Genomic DNA, 14,890 nt, shown 5'->3' with positions numbered 1-14,890 from the left:
CGCTCCTACTGGCAGAGCTCGGCAGCGGTCTTGTCGGTGATGTTGGACTTGTCGAAGCCGAACGGTTTGACAGTCGCCAGGTGCTCGTCGGTGCCGATCCACTTCTTCAGCTCGGCGTTGACCGCGTCGCGAAAGGCCTTGTCTTCGGGACGGAAGGCCAGGGCACCGTAGCCGGTGTGGGACGGGTCATCCTTGAAGTCGGCGATGGCTTCCACCGTGTCGCCGCCCTTCTCGGCCAGGTTCTTCATGGTCAGTTGCGTGCCCACGGCAGCGTCGGCGCGACCGGCGCGTACGGCCTGCAATTGTGCAGTGGTGTCCGGTACTTGGAGAATCTGCCCGTCGGTGATACCGGCATCGCGGGCGTAACCGAGGTTCACCGTGCCGGCCATGATCGCCACCTTGGCGCCGCTCTTGGCGATGTCTTCGTAACTGTGCAGGTTTTTCGGGTTGCCGGTCTTGGTCAGCAGGGTGTCGGGCAACTGGTAATGCGGGTCGGTGAACAGCACCTGCTTGCAGCGTTCCGGGGTGATGTACATGCCGGCGGCGATCAGATCGAAGCGGCTGGCGCGTAGGCCGGGGATCAGCGAGCCCCATTCGGTGAGCACCGGGTTGATGGTCTGCACGCCCATCTTCTCGAAGATCTTCTTGACGATTTCCGGTGACTCGCCGGTGACGCTGCCGTCCAGCGCGGTGTAGGCGAACGGCGTTTCGTTGGCGTAGCCGATGCGCACGCTGCTGTTTTCCTTGACCTTCTCCAGGGTGTCTGCGGCCTGTGCGACCGTGGCACCCAGTGCGACGAATACGCCGCAGGCAATGGTGAGGCGACGCACTGTGGAAGGAATAACGCTGCTTATCATGTGATTCTCCTGTTTCTTGTAGTCCGCTCGATGGAGCGGAGCGCTATGTTAGGAGGCAGGTTTTCAAGAGCATCTGGCCGCGTGCGGCCCGGGTGGATTCGCTATTTTTCTGGGCGCGTCGAGCGCCGGTTCCACCCTTGAGCCCGAGCATACAAAAGGCTTTTTGCCTGTGGCATTGCACTAGGACAATTGAATCCCAGGCTGACAGGCGGGATGCTGTACCCAACAGCCTCCAACCCGCGGGAGCAGTATGCACAACTGGAAGCAGGCACTGGGCAGCGCACGCCAGGGTGAGTCCAAGTACAAGACGCTGGTGCAGGCGATCACCGCCGATATCGAACAGGGCAACCTCACCGACGGCCAGCGTCTGCCGCCGCAGCGGCAGGTTTCCGAGGCGTTGGGCATCAGCGTGCAGACGGTAACCAACGCTTACAAGGAACTCGAACGCCAGGGTCGGGTGCGTTGCGAGGTAGGCCGTGGCAGCTTCGTGTCGCGGCGCACCAGCGAGCGGGTGGCCACCTCGATGCTCGATCACAGCGAACAGGCGCTGCTGGATTTTTCCATCGCCCGTATCGTCCACACCGCGGAGCATGATCGCCTGTGGCAGGCCACGTGCGGCGAGCTGGCGACCGAATCGGATCAGCCATGGATTCGCGCCTTCCGCCCCATCGCCGGCTTCGAGAGCCACCGTGACGCCGGGGTGCGCTGGTTGTCCCGGCTCGGCCTGGACGTCACCCGTGACGACCTGCTGCTCACCAACGGCGCGGCCCACGGCATCTTCCTGGCCCTGGCCTCGCTGGCCGGACCGGACGATGTGGTGCTTTGCGAAGGGCTGTCCGATCACGGCGTGATCGGCTCGTCCCAGGTGCTCGGTTTTACCCTCAAAGGCCTGGAGATGGATGAGCATGGCATCGATCCCGAGCACTTCGAAGATATGTGTGGCAACGAGCGCATCACTGCCCTGGTGTGTACGCCGAACCTGAACAACCCCACCAGTTGCCTGATGCCCGATGCACGCCGTCGGGAGATCGCCGAGATCGCGCGTCGCTATGGTGTGTACGTGATCGAGGACGACGTCTACGGCCCGTTGCTAGCCGGTCAGCAGCGAGCGCGGCCGATCAGCCATTACCTGCCCGAGTTGTCGTTCTACTGCACCAGCATGACCAAGTCGGTGCTGGCCGGCTTGCGTATCGGTTACCTGGCGATGCCCAAGCGCTTGGCGCTGCGCACCGAGAGCATCCTGCGGGTCAACAGCTGGATGGCCACGCCGCTGCTTGGCGAGATCGCTGCTCGCTGGATCAATGGCGGGCATGCCGAAGAGATGGTGCAGATGCAGCGCCAACTGTTGGCCAATCGACAGTCGCTGGTCGAGGCCGAGCTGGGCGAGTACCTGCTGCGCAACCATGCCTATTCACTGAATGCCTGGCTTGCGGTGCCAGAGCACTGGGAGCCGGACAGCCTGCTGCGCGAGCTGCGCCGTAAGCATGTGGCTCTGACGCTGCCCGATCCTTTCGTGCCGCCCGGCATGCCACGGCCCCGTGCGGTGCGCCTGTGCGTGGGCGCCGAATGCAGCGAGGCGCAGATGCAAAAGGGCCTGAAAACCATCCGCGAAGTCTTCGAGCAGTACCCGAAGATTCACGATTTCTAGCCCGATAGCGCCCTTGCGTGGGCCGGTTTTCTGATGAACTGGCGCCTTGCCAGGGCCTGCTGGCGTGCTCGTCAGCAGCATGGCAGCCCTGTGGAAAAGTCGAATGCGGCGGTATGAAAAAATATCGTCCTAGTACATTCGGTGGTGCATTTCTCCGCTCGTACACTCGGTCGCAAACACCAAGCGGGGAATGCGCGCCATGCCTTCGATCCACCTAGACGACCTGCTCCAGGCACGCCAGCGTATCGCCGGCCTGGTTCGGCAGACGCCGCTGGAAGCCTCGCCCTCACTGACCCGCCTGCTCGGTGTGCCGGTGTGGCTGAAGCTGGAGTCGCAGCAGGCCACCGGCAGTTTCAAGCTGCGCGGGGCCAGCAATGCCGTGGCGCAGTTGAGTGCCGAGCAGCAGCGTCTGGGCGTGGTCACCGCATCCACCGGCAACCATGGCAGAGCGTTGGCATTCGCGGCGTCGCAACTTGGCGTGAAGGCCACTGTGTGCCTGTCCGAACTGGTGCCGGCGAACAAGGTTCTCGCCATCCGCGAGTTGGGGGCCGAGGTGGTGATCAGCGGGCGCAGCCAGGATGATGCCCAGCTCGAAGCACTGCGCATCGCCCGCGACCAGGGCGCCACGTTCATTCCGCCGTTCGACCACCCCCATGTGATCGCCGGTCAGGGCAGCCTCGGTCTGGAAATCCTCGAACAGTGCCCGGACGTTTGCGACGTACTGGTTCCGCTCTCCGGCGGCGGTCTGTTCGCCGGCGTGGCGCTGGCGATCAAGGCCACTAGTCCAGCCATCCGCACCCACGGCATCAGCATGCGCCTGGGCGCGGCGATGCACGCCAGCCTGCAGGCCGGTCAGCCGATGGAGGTGGAAGAGCTGGCGACCCTGGCGGATTCCCTCGGTGGCGGTATCGGCCTGGATAACCGCTACACCTTTGGCCTGACCCGCGAGCTGTGCGATCAGCTGCATCTGCTCGACGAAGCGGCCATCGCCCGGGGCATCCGCCACGCCTACCGCGAGGAACGGCAGGTGGTGGAAGGTGCCGCTGCGGTGGGCATCGCCGCGCTGCTCGAAGGCCTGATCGAGCCTCGTGGTCGGTGGTCGTGGTGGTCAGCGGTCGCAACATCGATATCGACCAGCACCTGCGCGTGCTCAATGGCGCGCACGCCTGAGGAAGCCCCATGGCCAAGACTCTGATTCTCAACCAGACCGACCTGCGCGACTGCGTCGGCCTCGATGCCGACAGCCTGGCAGTGGTGGAAAACGCCTTTCGCCTGCTGGCCACGGCCGAGGTGGCGATGCCGCCGATCCTGCGGTTGGACATCCCCGAGCACAACGGCGAAGTGGACGTGAAGACCGCCTACCTGCCCGGCGTACCGCGCTTCGCCATCAAGGTCAGTCCGGGTTTCTTCGACAATCCCAGGCTCGGCCTGCCCAGCCTCAATGGTTTGATGATGTTGTTCTCGGCGCACACCGGCCTGGCCGATGCCCTGCTGCTCGATAACGGCTACCTCACTGCGGTACGCACCGCTGCGGCTGGCGCCGTGGCCGCCAAATGGCTGGCCCGCGAGGATGCCCGCGTGGTTGCCATTCTCGGCGCCGGTGAGCAGGCCCGCCTGCAATTGCAGGCGCTGCGCCTGGTGCGGGATGTACGCGAAGTACGCATCTGGGCTCGCGACGCGAGCAAGGCTGCTGCCATGGCCGCCGAGCTGGACGATGCCCGAGCGTTCGACAGTATGGCGGCTGCGCTGGATGGCGCCGATATCGCCATCACCACCACGCCGAGCCGCGAACCGCTGATCCTGCCCGAACACCTGCGCCCTGGCCTGCATATCACCGCCATGGGCTCGGATGCCGAACACAAGAACGAGATCGCGCCTGCCGTGCTGGCGCAGGTCGACGTTTACGTGGCCGACCGTCTTTCCCAGACCCGAGTCCTGGGCGAGCTGCATCACGCCATCGAAGCCGGCCTGCTTGGCCCGCAACAGACATTCGCCGAGCTGGGCCAGGTCATCGCCGGGCAACGGCCCGGCCGCTTGAGTAACGAGCAGATCACCCTGTGCGACCTCACCGGCACCGGCGCCCAGGACACTGCCATCGCCAACCTCGCCTACGAGCGGGCGACCGCAGCTGGCAAGGGCTTCACCTTCGATTCCTGAATCCGTTTCATCCTGGAGGGCAACCGCAATGTCCGAAATCATCGTCAACCTTCCCTTCAGCCGGGAAGAGTACGCCCAGCGTATCGCCAAGACGCGCAGTGCCATGCAGGCCAAAGGCATCGAGCTGCTGATCGTCACCGATCCATCCAATATGGCCTGGCTGACCGGTTATGACGGCTGGTCGTTCTACGTACACCAGTGCGTGTTGCTGGCGCTGGATGGCGAGCCTGTGTGGTTTGGCCGTGGCCAGGATGCCAATGGCGCCAAGCGCACGGTGTTCATGGAGCAGGCGAACATCATCGGTTACCCCGATCACTACGTGCAGTCCACCGAGCGGCACCCGATGGATTATCTGTCCAGGGACGTGATCGCTGCCCGTGGCTGGGACAGGCTCAGCATCGGTGTCGAACTGGACAACTACTACTTCAGCGCTGCGGCCTATGGGTCGCTGCAGCGCAACCTGGGCAATGCGCGTTTCATCGACGCCACCGCGCTGGTCAACTGGCAGCGGGCGATCAAGTCGTCCACCGAAATCGGCTACATGCGCATCGCGGCGAAGATCGTCGAGAAGATGCACGCCGCCATCTTCGAGAAGATCGAGCCGGGCTTGCGCAAGAACGAGTTGGTCGCTGAAATCTACCGCACGGGCATCCTCGGTGCCGACGGGCACGGCGGCGATTACCCGGCCATCGTGCCGCTGCTGCCCACCGGCGCGGATGCCAGCGCCCCGCACCTGACCTGGGATGACTCGCCGATGGTCAGCGGTGCCGGCACCTTTTTCGAGATTGCCGGTTGCTACAAACGCTATCACTGCCCGCTGTCGCGCACCGTTTACCTGGGCAAGCCGCCCCAGTATTTTCTCGAGGGCGAGAAGGCCGTGGTCGAAGGCATCGCGGCTGGCCTGGAGGCCGCCAAACCGGGCAACACCACCGGCGATATCGCCCGCGCGTTTTTCAAGGTGCTGGAGAAGTTCGGCATCCACAAGGACAGCCGCTGCGGCTACCCCATTGGTATCAGTTATCCACCGGACTGGGGCGAGCGCACCATGAGCCTGCGGCCGAGTGACGAGAGCGTGCTGCAGCCAGGGATGACCTTCCACTTCATGCCGGGCCTGTGGCTGGACGACTGGGGGCTGGAGATCACCGAATCGATCCTGATCACCGACCGCGGCGTGGAAACCTTCTGCGACGTGCCGCGCAAGCTGTTCGTGAAGGACTGACTGGCTATACCTCTATCTGGTAGGAGCCGGCTTGCCGGCGATGCTTTCGTAAAGTAGATCGCCGGCAAGCCGGCTCCTGCGGGGCGTTCCTCGGCGGGGCGCCGCGAAGCCTTTCCACAAACCTTTTACCCCGATGTTGGATGCCATTCATGACCCAACTCCGCGACAACCCCATCAGCCCCACCGTCGACTTCGACCGTGACGGCGTGCAGCATGGCTTCCTCAAGCTGCCCTACTCCCGTGATGACTCTGCCTGGGGGGCGGTGATGATTCCGCTTACCGTGGTGAAAAATGGCAGCGGCCCTACGGCACTGTTCTCCGGCGGCAATCACGGCGACGAATACGAAGGCCCGCTGGCCCTGAGCAAGCTGGCGCAGACCCTGCGCGCCGAGGATGTCAGCGGGCGGATCATCATTGTGCCGTTCATGAATACGCCAGCCGTGCACGCCGGTACCCGCACCTCGCCAATCGACAAGGGCAATCTGAACCGCAGCTTTCCCGGCAAGCCCGATGGCACCGTGACGCAGAAGATCGCCGACTACTTTCAGCGCACCCTGCTACCCATGGCCGATGTGGTGCTAGACATCCATTCCGGCGGCAGGACGCTGGACTTCCTGCCTTTCGCTGCCTGCCACGTGCTGGCCGACAAGACCCAGGATGCCTCCTGCGAGGCTGGCATGCGCGCCTTCGCCGCGCCCTACTGCATGCGCATGCTGGAGCTCGATGCGGTGGGCATGTACGACACCGCCGCCGAGGAACAGGGCAAGATTTTCGTCACCACCGAGCTGGGCGGCGGTGGCAGCAGTACGGCCAGGAGCCTGGCCATTGCCGAGCGTGGCGTGCGCAACCTGCTGATCCATTTCGGCCTGCTGGCCGGAGAAATCGAGGCACACGAGTCCGTGATGCTCGATATGCCCGACAGCGATTGCTTCGTCGCCAGCGAAGATGATGGCCTGCTGGAGATGTGCCGCGACCTTGGCGACGCTGTGGAAAAAGGCCAGGTGATTGCCCGGGTACATAGCGCCCGACGTACCGGCGCAGCGGCCATCGAGTACCGCGCCAAGCGCAGCGGCCTGCTCGCAGCCCGGCATTTCCCGGGACTGGTGAAAGGCGGCGACACCCTTGCCGTAATCGCTGACGTGGTCGGCTGATATGCACAAGCTCGATCGCTACGACCTGAAAATCCTGCGCATCCTTTCCGAGGATGGGCGGATCACCAAGTCAGCGCTTGCCGAGGCGATAAACCTTTCGGTGACCCCGGCCTGGGAGCGTGTGCGCAAGCTGGAGGCGGCCGGGCTGGTCAAAGGCTATCGCGCGCAGATCGACTGGGCCGCGCTGTTCAAGACCCAGCAGGTGCTGGTGGAAATCACCCTCGCCCGCCACACCGCCCAGGACATGCGGCGTTTCGAGCAGCGCCTGGGTGAGGCGCCGGAAGTCGCCTTCTGCTACGCCACGGGTGGCGGCGTCGACTACATCGCCATGATCCGTGCCCGCGACATCGATCACTATCAGCGTTTCGTCGATCAGCTATTGCTGGAAGACCTCGGTATCGAGCGCTATTTCACCTACATCGTCACCAAGACCATCAAGCAGGACAACGCTGGCGCGCCTTCCGAGCTTGGCGACGAGTGAGGCGCAATTACAGCTTGGCTTTTACCGCTTGCAGTGCGTCCCCGCCGTCTCGGGTGGTCACGCCGTCGAGCCAGCCATCGAGCACCTCGGGGTTGGCCTTGATCCAGGTCTTGATGGCCGTGGCATTGGCGACCTTGCCGTTCAGCACCTGATCCATGATGGTGTTCTCCATCTCCTGGGTGAACTTCAGGTTGGTCAGCAGTTTGCCGACATTCGGGCATTCGGCCACGTAGCCCTTGCGCGCCAGGGTGTTGACCGAGCCGGTGCTGCCGAAGAATTTCTCGCCGCCCTTGAGGTACTGCATGTCGTACTGGATGTTCATCGGGTGCGGTGTCCAGCCGAGGAACACCACGAACTGGCCGCGCTTCTCGGCCCGACCGACCTGCACCAGCATGGCCTGCTCGCTGGACTCGACCAGCTCCCAGTCGCCAAGGTCGAATTCGTTGTTGGCGATCATCTGGCGGATATAGTCGTTGGCCGGTGAGCCGGAGCCGATGCCGTAGATTTTCTTGCCGAAGCGCGCGGCGAATTTGTTCAGATCCTTGAAGTCCTGCACGCCTTCTTCGTAGGCATAGGTCGGCACGGCCAGGGTGTATTCGGTGCCACCGAGGTTCTCCACCACCTTGTCGACCTGGCCGCTGGTGACGTAGCGCTCGTAGTCGTGCTGACCGGCCGGCATCCAGTTGCCGAGGAATACATCGACCTGCCCCTTCTGCAAACCGGCGAAGATGATCGGCACCGCCAAGGTGCGGGTCTGCGGTTTGTAGCCGAGGCCGTCGAGCAGCAGGCTGGCGATGCCGTTGGTGACCGCGATGTCGCTCCAGCCTGGGTCGGCAAGGCTAACAGTGGCGCATTTGGCGTCTTCCGCCAGGCTGTGGAAGCTGGCACTCATGGCCAGCAGGCTGACAGCGATCACGGTCTTCAGAGGCTTCATCGGCATCGTCCTTTTGCATGGGGAGCCGTAACCCTAGGGCCGTCAGCACGGCAGTGCAAGCCAATTGGCGCTGAAAATCGGCAAGCCTGTATCGATCCTCTGGATTCATTCAGCAGTTGGACAGCAGGCTCCATGCATACTGTTAAACAGCATGACCGCTGGTCGAGGGGCTGGCGAAAAAATTGAACTTGCTGTCGATTTCACTTGTCCGTCCTGCGGGACGAGCGGAGTGCCCCCTCTCTATTTCATCAATGTTACAAGTGGCTGATTCAGGAAAGGATTCACGGCGGCTTGGGTATCTTCAAGGTCATCACGTTGAATAAATTTTTCCTTTCTCTGTTTCTCGGTGGCGCCCTGTGCTGCGCCGCTGTTGGTAATGCCTCCGCCAGTTTTCGTGTTCATCTGCAGGACGGCAGCAGCCGCGTGGTGCCGCCGGCCAAGGTCGAGCACACGCCGGCGCAAAGCGTGGTCAAACGAGCCATGACTGCATTGGGCACGCCCTACCGCTGGGGCGGTACCAGCCTGGAGCGTGGTTTCGACTGCAGCGGCCTGGTCAACTATGCGTTCAAGAAGGTCGACGACCTCGAACTGCCACGTACGTCTCGCGCCCTGTCCCGGGTCGATGGCCCTAAGGTGGCCAAGGGCGATCTGGAGCCTGGTGACCTGCTGTTCTTCCGCATCCGCGGGCGCAGCGTCGATCACGTCGCCATCTACCTGGGCAACGACCGCTTCATCCACGCGCCACGACGCGGCACCAACGTACGTATCGACAAGCTCAGCGACGGCTACTGGAAAAAGCATTTCCAGCTGGCTCGCCGCGTGATGCCGGAAGAAACCCAGCTGGCCAGCAACGGCTGACGGAGCTGGTGGAACGACTGTTGTAAGGTAGAAGCGGCCGGTCGCGATCTCGTGGGAGTGGCTTTAGCCGCGAGCTCTATTGAAGAGCAAAGAGCTCGCGGCTAAAGCCCCTCCTACAAAAAGAAAGCTCTGCTCACCGTCCGCTATCGCCACCAAGCCGCCACCGATGAAGCCGTCTGCCATCCGGCGGGCGGGCTGTCCTGGTGTGGGTGCAGGCGGTACACTGCGCGCCGCTCGTGGCCATGTCGGTCGCGGCAATGGGTTCCCTAACCCCATTTCACGAAAAAGGACATGCCATGACCCTGCTTCCTGCATCGGTCAGCCGCGCCGTATTGGCTGCGCTGATCGCGTTTCACATCCTCATCATCATCGCCAGCAACTACCTGGTGCAGCTGCCGATCACCATTTTCGGCTGGCACACCACCTGGGGCGCATTCAGCTTTCCGTTCATCTTCCTGGCGACCGACCTGACCGTCAGGCTGATCGGCAAGCACGCTGCGCGGGTGGTCATTGCCCGGGTAATGGTGCCGGCATTGGTCGCGTCCTATATCGTCTCGGTGCTCTTCCACGAAGGGGCGTTCGGCGGCGTGGCGGCCCTCGGCGAATTCAATCTGTTCGTGTTCCGCATCGCGCTGGCCAGCTTCCTGGCCTACGTGCTTGGGCAACTGCTCGATATCCAGGTGTTCGACCGCCTGCGCAGGTTGAAGCATTGGTGGGTCGCTCCTGCAGCCTCCAGCGTGTTCGGCCAGGCCATGGATACCCTGGCATTCTTCTCCATCGCCTTCTGGCAGAGCAGCGACCCTTTCATGGCGGCCAACTGGGTGGAGATCGCCGTGGTCGACTACGTGATCAAGCTGGCCGTCAGCCTGATGCTGTTCGTGCCGCTGTATGGCGTGCTGCTTGGCGCTATCGTGAAGCGGCTGCCACAGCGCAGCGTTTCTACCTGACGCGCGGCAAAAACCGGCTGCCTGCCCGGCGTCTTCAGAAAAAACTGCGGTAGCGCCACCCCGGCTTGGGAAAAACCCCAGGCCGCCCTTCTCTAGCATGTCTCCCATGCCCACCGGCCCGGAGACATCGCCATGCCCCTCGACCATCCCCTGCTGTTCAAATCGCTGTGCTACATCGATGGCCACTGGGTACACAGTGACGACGGCTCCAGTGTTGCCGTGCAAAATCCTGCCGACGGCAGCGTGATCGGCCATGTGCCGATGCTCGGCCAGCCCCAGATCGTCGCCGCCGTGGATGCCGCCCAGCGTGCCTTTGGCGCCTGGCGCGAGCAGAGCCTGGAACACCGCGGCGCTTTGTTGCGTCGCTGGGCCGAGCTGATCCTGCTGCATCAGGAAGATCTGGCGCGCATTCTCAGCGAGGAACAGGGCAAACCCCTGGCGGAGGCCCGTGGCGAGATCCGCTATGCCGCCAGCTTCATTCCCTGGTTCGCCGAAGAAGCGCGGCGCCTCTATGGCCAGACCATTCCCAGCCATATTCCCGGCGCTCACCTCGGCACGTTGAAGGAGCCGGTGGGCGTCTGCGCCCTGCTCACCCCGTGGAATTTCCCTAGCGCGATGATTACTCGCAAGGCCGCTGCCGCACTGGCAGCGGGCTGCACCGTGGTGGTCAAGCCGGCCCACGAAACACCCTACTCCGCCTTCGCCCTGGCGCAGTTGGCCGAGGAGGCGGGCTTCCCCGCCGGCGTGTTCAATGTGCTGCTCGGTGAGCCGCAGATGGCCATGGAAACGTTGGTCAGGGACGTTCGCGTGCGCTCGGTGAGCTTCACCGGCTCGACCCGGGTCGGCAAGCTGGTGCTGCAGGCTGCTGCTATGGATGTGAAGAAGGTGGCGCTGGAGCTGGGTGGCAACGCGCCGCTGATCGTCTGTGACGACGCCGATCTCGATCACGCCGTGCAGGTCGCCCTGGATGCCAAGTTCCAGACCTCCGGTCAGGATTGCTGCGCCGCCAACCGTATCCTGGTGCAGCGCCCCGTCTACGAGGCTTTCCTGAAGCGCTTCGCCAAGGCCGTGCGTGGTTTGAGCGTCGGCCCAGGCCTGGAGGATCGTCACGCAATCGGCCCGCTGATGCACCAGGCGGCCGTGGATGTAACGGCCGAACGGGTCGCCGATGCCCTGGAGAAAGGCGCGCGCCTGCTGGTTGGCGGCGAACCCCATGCTCTTGGCGGCTGGTTCTGGCAGCCGACGGTGCTAGCGGATGTCACCGACGCCATGCGCATCTATCGTGAAGAGAACTTTGCGCCCATCGCCGGTGTGCGCGCCTTCGACACGCTGGACGAGGCGGTGGCCATGGCCAATGACACCGAATATGGGCTGGCCGCCTACATCTGTTCCAACCGGCTGGACGTGGTGCAGCCGCTGATCCGCCGGCTGGAGCACGCTATGGTCGCGGTCAACGGCACCAAGTTCACCGGCCACCCGATTCCCTTTGGCGGCATGAAGGCTTCCGGCCTGGGTCGTGAAGGCGGCAGCGACGGCTTCGAAGCCTTCGTCGAGACCAAGTATTTCTGCATCCACCATCAGGGCCAGCGTTACTGACGCCCTGCCCCCGACTACCTACTCTGAATCCGATGGAGATCGCCATGACCGACTACCAGAAGCTGTTCGAACAGGATCGTGCCCATTTCATGCACCCGTCCACCCACGCCCATGACCATGCCAGCGGCGAGCTGCCAGGCAAGATCATCACTGGCGCGTCCGGTGTGCACATCCGCGATCATCAGGGCCGCGAATACCTCGATGCCTTCGCCGGGCTGTACTGCGTGAACATCGGCTACGGCCGTACCGAGGTGGCCGAGGCGATCTACAAGCAGGCCAAGGAGCTGGCCTACTACCACACCTATGTGGGGCACTCGAGCGAGGCGATCATCGAGCTGTCCAGCCGCATCATCGACTGGGCGCCGGCAGGCATGAAGAAGGTCTATTACGGCCTCTCCGGCTCCGATGCCAACGAAACCCAGATCAAACTGGTGCGTTACTACAACAACGTGCTCGGCCGTCCGCTGAAGAAGAAGATCATCTCTCGCCAGCGTGGCTACCACGGCTCGGGAATCATGACCGGCAGCCTTACCGGCCTGGCTGCCTTCCATCAGCATTTCGACCTGCCAGCAGCGGACATCAAGCACGCCGCCTGCCCGCACTTCTACAAGGCGCCGGCAGGCATGGACGAAGCGGCCTTCGTACGCCATTGCGCCGAGGATCTGGAGAAGCTGATTCTTGCCGAAGGTGCGGACACGGTCGCGGCATTCATCGGCGAGCCGGTGATGGGCACCGGCGGCATCATCGTGCCGCCCAAGGGCTACTGGCAGGCGATCCAGGCGGTGCTCGACAAATACGACATCCTGCTGATCGCCGACGAAGTGGTCTGCGCCTTCGGCCGCCTCGGCGACAAGATGGGCAGCCAGCGCTATGGCATGAAGCCTGATTTGATGACCACCGCCAAAGGCCTGACCAGTGCCTATGCGCCGCTTTCAGCAGTGATCGTCGGCGAGAAGGTGTGGAACGTGATCGACAGCGCTTCGACGCGTGACGGCGCCATGGGGCACGGCTGGACTTACTCGGGCCATCCGATCTGTGCCGCCGCAGCCCTGGCCAACCTGGATATCCTCGAACGGGAAAACATCACTGCCAACGCTGCCGATGTCGGCACTTACCTCAACGCGCAACTGCGCCAGACGTTCGAGGGACATCCGCTGGTCGGTGAAGTGCGTGGTGACGGCATGCTCGCCGCGCTGGAGTTCATGGCCGACAAGGACGCCCGCACGCCCTTCGACCCCGTGCTCAAGGTCGGGCCGAAAGTGTCGGCGGCCTGCCTGGAGCGCGGCATGATCGCTCGCGCCATGCCCCACGGCGACATTCTTGGTTTCGCGCCGCCGTTGATCCTCACCAAGGCGCAGGCCGATGAAGTCGTCAGTATCGCCAAAGCGGCGGTGGATGCAGTCGCTAACGACGTGCTTTGAGTCTATCCGTAGGGTGGATCGGGGCGCGTAGCCGACGCTTCATCCATCCACCGCCACGCCCTCTTGGTGGATGAAAAAAGCGTCATCCACCCTACCTGTACGGCCCAAACAAAAACGCCGGCGACCTGTGAAGGTAGCCGGCGTTTTCATTTGTGCGGCTTAGCCCCGCGATTGAATCGCCATCGGCAATGCCTGCAGACGCGACAGATGCAGGGCTACGGCCAGGGAGACCAGCAACAGCGAGCCGATGAACAGGCCCAGGCTGTCCCAGCCGCCAGCCTGCCAGAACACGCCGCCCAGGGTGCCAGCGACGCTGGAGCCCAGGTAATAGCAGAACAGGTACAGCGACGATGCCTGGCCCTTCGCCTGAGTGGCGCGGCGGCCGATCCAGCTGCTCGACACCGAGTGGGCGCCGAAGAAGCCGAAGGTGAACAGCAGCATGCCGACCAGGATTACCGGCAGCACGTCGAACAGCGTCAGCACCAGGCCGGCCAGCATCAGGCCGATCACCGCCCAGAGCACCTTGCGACGGCCCAGCTTGTCAGCCAGGGCGCCGATTTGCGCGGAGCTGTAGATGCCCGACAGGTAAACCACCGAGAGCAGGCCGATGCTGGTCTGGTCGAGTTTGAAGGGTGCTTCGATCAGGCGGTAACCGATGTAGTTGAACATCGTCACGAAGGCGCCCATCAGCAGGAAGCCCTGCAGGAACAGCCACGGCAGGCCGGCGTCGCGGAACTGCAGGGTGTAACCCTGCAGCAGGCTGCGTGGGCGCAGCGAACGGGGGCGGAAGTTGCGCGACTCGGGCAGCAGGCGCCAGAACAGCCCACCGGCCAACAGGCCCAGGCCGCCGAGCGTGCCCAGCACCGCGTGCCAGGACATGAAGTCCACCAGTACGCCGCTGAGCAAGCGGCCGCTCATGCCACCGATGGCGTTACCGCCGATATATACGCCCATGGCCAGGCCCAGATGCAGCGGGTCGATTTCTTCGCTCAGGTAGCTCATGGCCACGGCCGCCAGACCGCTGAGGGCCAGGCCGACCAGAGCGCGCATGACCAGAACGCCTTCCCAGGTCGGCATCAGCGCGCTGCCGACGGTGAACACAGCGGCGGCGAGCAGCGACACGACCATCACCGGCTTGCGCCCGAGCGCATCGGACAGCGGCCCGGTTATCAATAGGCCCACGGCGAGGGTGATGGTGGAAACGGACAGGATCAGGCTGCTTTGCGCGGCGCTGAGATCGAACTGCTGCGCCAACATCGGCATCATCGGCTGCACGCAATAGAGCAGAGCAAAAGTGGCGAAACCACCGGAACACATGGCGAGGATAGTGCGCAGGAAGGCGCGGGTGCCTTTCTGGATATAAACAGGCTCTGCGACAAGGCTGCGGGGAGCAGGCTCTTCAATGTTGGCGGGAACGCACTCGTTGGGTGCGTGTGGAACGGGCTGACTCATTACTACCTCTTGAACACTCATTTTTCCCAGGCGAAACGCTGCCGTATGCGCAGGCGAATGCCGGCATGGCTTGGTTTTTTGTAATTGGGAATGGTCACAAGGATAAATAGGCGAGCAAGTTCTTTCCAATATAATATTCGACACGATCGATATGTTTTACGACCTGTGG

Annotated in this window: 12 protein-coding genes and 1 pseudogene; 10 read left to right on the top strand and 3 right to left on the bottom strand. The window is 63.3% G+C overall.

Annotation, left to right across the window (positions count from 1 at the left end):
• Positions 1-5: 5 nt before the first annotated feature.
• Positions 6-857, bottom strand: coding sequence for an ectoine/hydroxyectoine ABC transporter substrate-binding protein EhuB (ehuB, locus tag K5Q02_RS04320; protein WP_225836730.1), 852 nt, complete (start codon positions 855-857; stop codon positions 6-8).
• 250 nt (positions 858-1,107) lie between these two features.
• Between ehuB and ehuR the strand changes: the two genes are divergently transcribed.
• The 6 genes and pseudogenes from ehuR (at position 1,108) to K5Q02_RS04290 (ending at position 7,513) form a co-directional block, all read left to right on the top strand.
• Entirely contained in the window at positions 1,108-2,505 is a 1,398-nt protein-coding gene (gene ehuR, locus K5Q02_RS04315) for a MocR-like ectoine utilization transcription factor EhuR (protein ID WP_225836729.1), read from the top strand.
• 199 nt (positions 2,506-2,704) lie between these two features.
• Positions 2,705-3,675 (top strand): annotated as a pseudogene (gene eutB / locus K5Q02_RS04310) (hydroxyectoine utilization dehydratase EutB).
• 9 nt (positions 3,676-3,684) lie between these two features.
• Positions 3,685-4,662, top strand: coding sequence for an ectoine utilization protein EutC (eutC, locus tag K5Q02_RS04305; RefSeq protein WP_225836727.1), 978 nt, complete (start codon positions 3,685-3,687; stop codon positions 4,660-4,662).
• 28 nt (positions 4,663-4,690) lie between these two features.
• Entirely contained in the window at positions 4,691-5,881 is a 1,191-nt protein-coding gene (gene doeA / locus K5Q02_RS04300) for an ectoine hydrolase DoeA (RefSeq protein ID WP_225836726.1), read from the top strand.
• A 149-nt stretch (positions 5,882-6,030) separates the two neighbouring features.
• Complete coding sequence (gene doeB / locus K5Q02_RS04295) at positions 6,031-7,032, top strand: N(2)-acetyl-L-2,4-diaminobutanoate deacetylase DoeB (protein ID WP_225836723.1); 1,002 nt, start codon at positions 6,031-6,033, stop codon at positions 7,030-7,032.
• A 1-nt stretch (position 7,033) separates the two neighbouring features.
• Complete coding sequence (locus K5Q02_RS04290; RefSeq protein ID WP_225836722.1) at positions 7,034-7,513, top strand: Lrp/AsnC family transcriptional regulator; 480 nt, start codon at positions 7,034-7,036, stop codon at positions 7,511-7,513.
• Positions 7,514-7,520: 7 nt separating this feature from the next.
• Here K5Q02_RS04290 and choX read toward each other — a convergent pair whose 3' ends face one another.
• Positions 7,521-8,405, bottom strand: a complete 885-nt coding sequence (choX, locus tag K5Q02_RS04285) for a choline ABC transporter substrate-binding protein (protein WP_225839570.1) — start codon at positions 8,403-8,405, stop codon at positions 7,521-7,523.
• Between the two features lie 357 nt (positions 8,406-8,762).
• On the opposite strand from choX, the gene K5Q02_RS04280 reads away from it, so the two are divergent.
• The 4 genes from K5Q02_RS04280 (at position 8,763) to K5Q02_RS04265 (ending at position 13,269) form a co-directional block, all read left to right on the top strand.
• The gene (locus tag K5Q02_RS04280) at positions 8,763-9,305 is read left to right on the top strand and encodes a C40 family peptidase (RefSeq protein ID WP_225836719.1); all 543 of its coding nucleotides are present in this window, start codon (positions 8,763-8,765) and stop codon (positions 9,303-9,305) included.
• 296 nt (positions 9,306-9,601) lie between these two features.
• Positions 9,602-10,252 (top strand): 7-cyano-7-deazaguanine/7-aminomethyl-7-deazaguanine transporter, encoded by a 651-nt coding sequence (locus K5Q02_RS04275; RefSeq protein WP_225836717.1) that lies wholly within the window; start codon positions 9,602-9,604, stop codon positions 10,250-10,252.
• 132 nt (positions 10,253-10,384) lie between these two features.
• Positions 10,385-11,848, top strand: a complete 1,464-nt coding sequence (locus K5Q02_RS04270; RefSeq protein ID WP_225836715.1) for an NAD-dependent succinate-semialdehyde dehydrogenase — start codon at positions 10,385-10,387, stop codon at positions 11,846-11,848.
• Positions 11,849-11,892: 44 nt separating this feature from the next.
• Positions 11,893-13,269, top strand: a complete 1,377-nt coding sequence (locus K5Q02_RS04265; RefSeq protein ID WP_225836713.1) for an aspartate aminotransferase family protein — start codon at positions 11,893-11,895, stop codon at positions 13,267-13,269.
• Positions 13,270-13,428: 159 nt separating this feature from the next.
• Here K5Q02_RS04265 and K5Q02_RS04260 read toward each other — a convergent pair whose 3' ends face one another.
• A complete protein-coding gene (locus K5Q02_RS04260; RefSeq protein WP_225836711.1) occupies positions 13,429-14,721 on the bottom strand; it encodes an MFS transporter in 1,293 nt (430 codons plus the stop codon).
• Positions 14,722-14,890 lie beyond the last annotated feature (169 nt).

The organism is Pseudomonas sp. MM211 (assembly GCF_020386635.1).
Classification (GTDB): domain Bacteria; phylum Pseudomonadota; class Gammaproteobacteria; order Pseudomonadales; family Pseudomonadaceae; genus Aquipseudomonas.
Note: the sequence above shows the minus strand (reverse complement) of the source record. Positions and strands in the feature narration are given on the sequence as shown.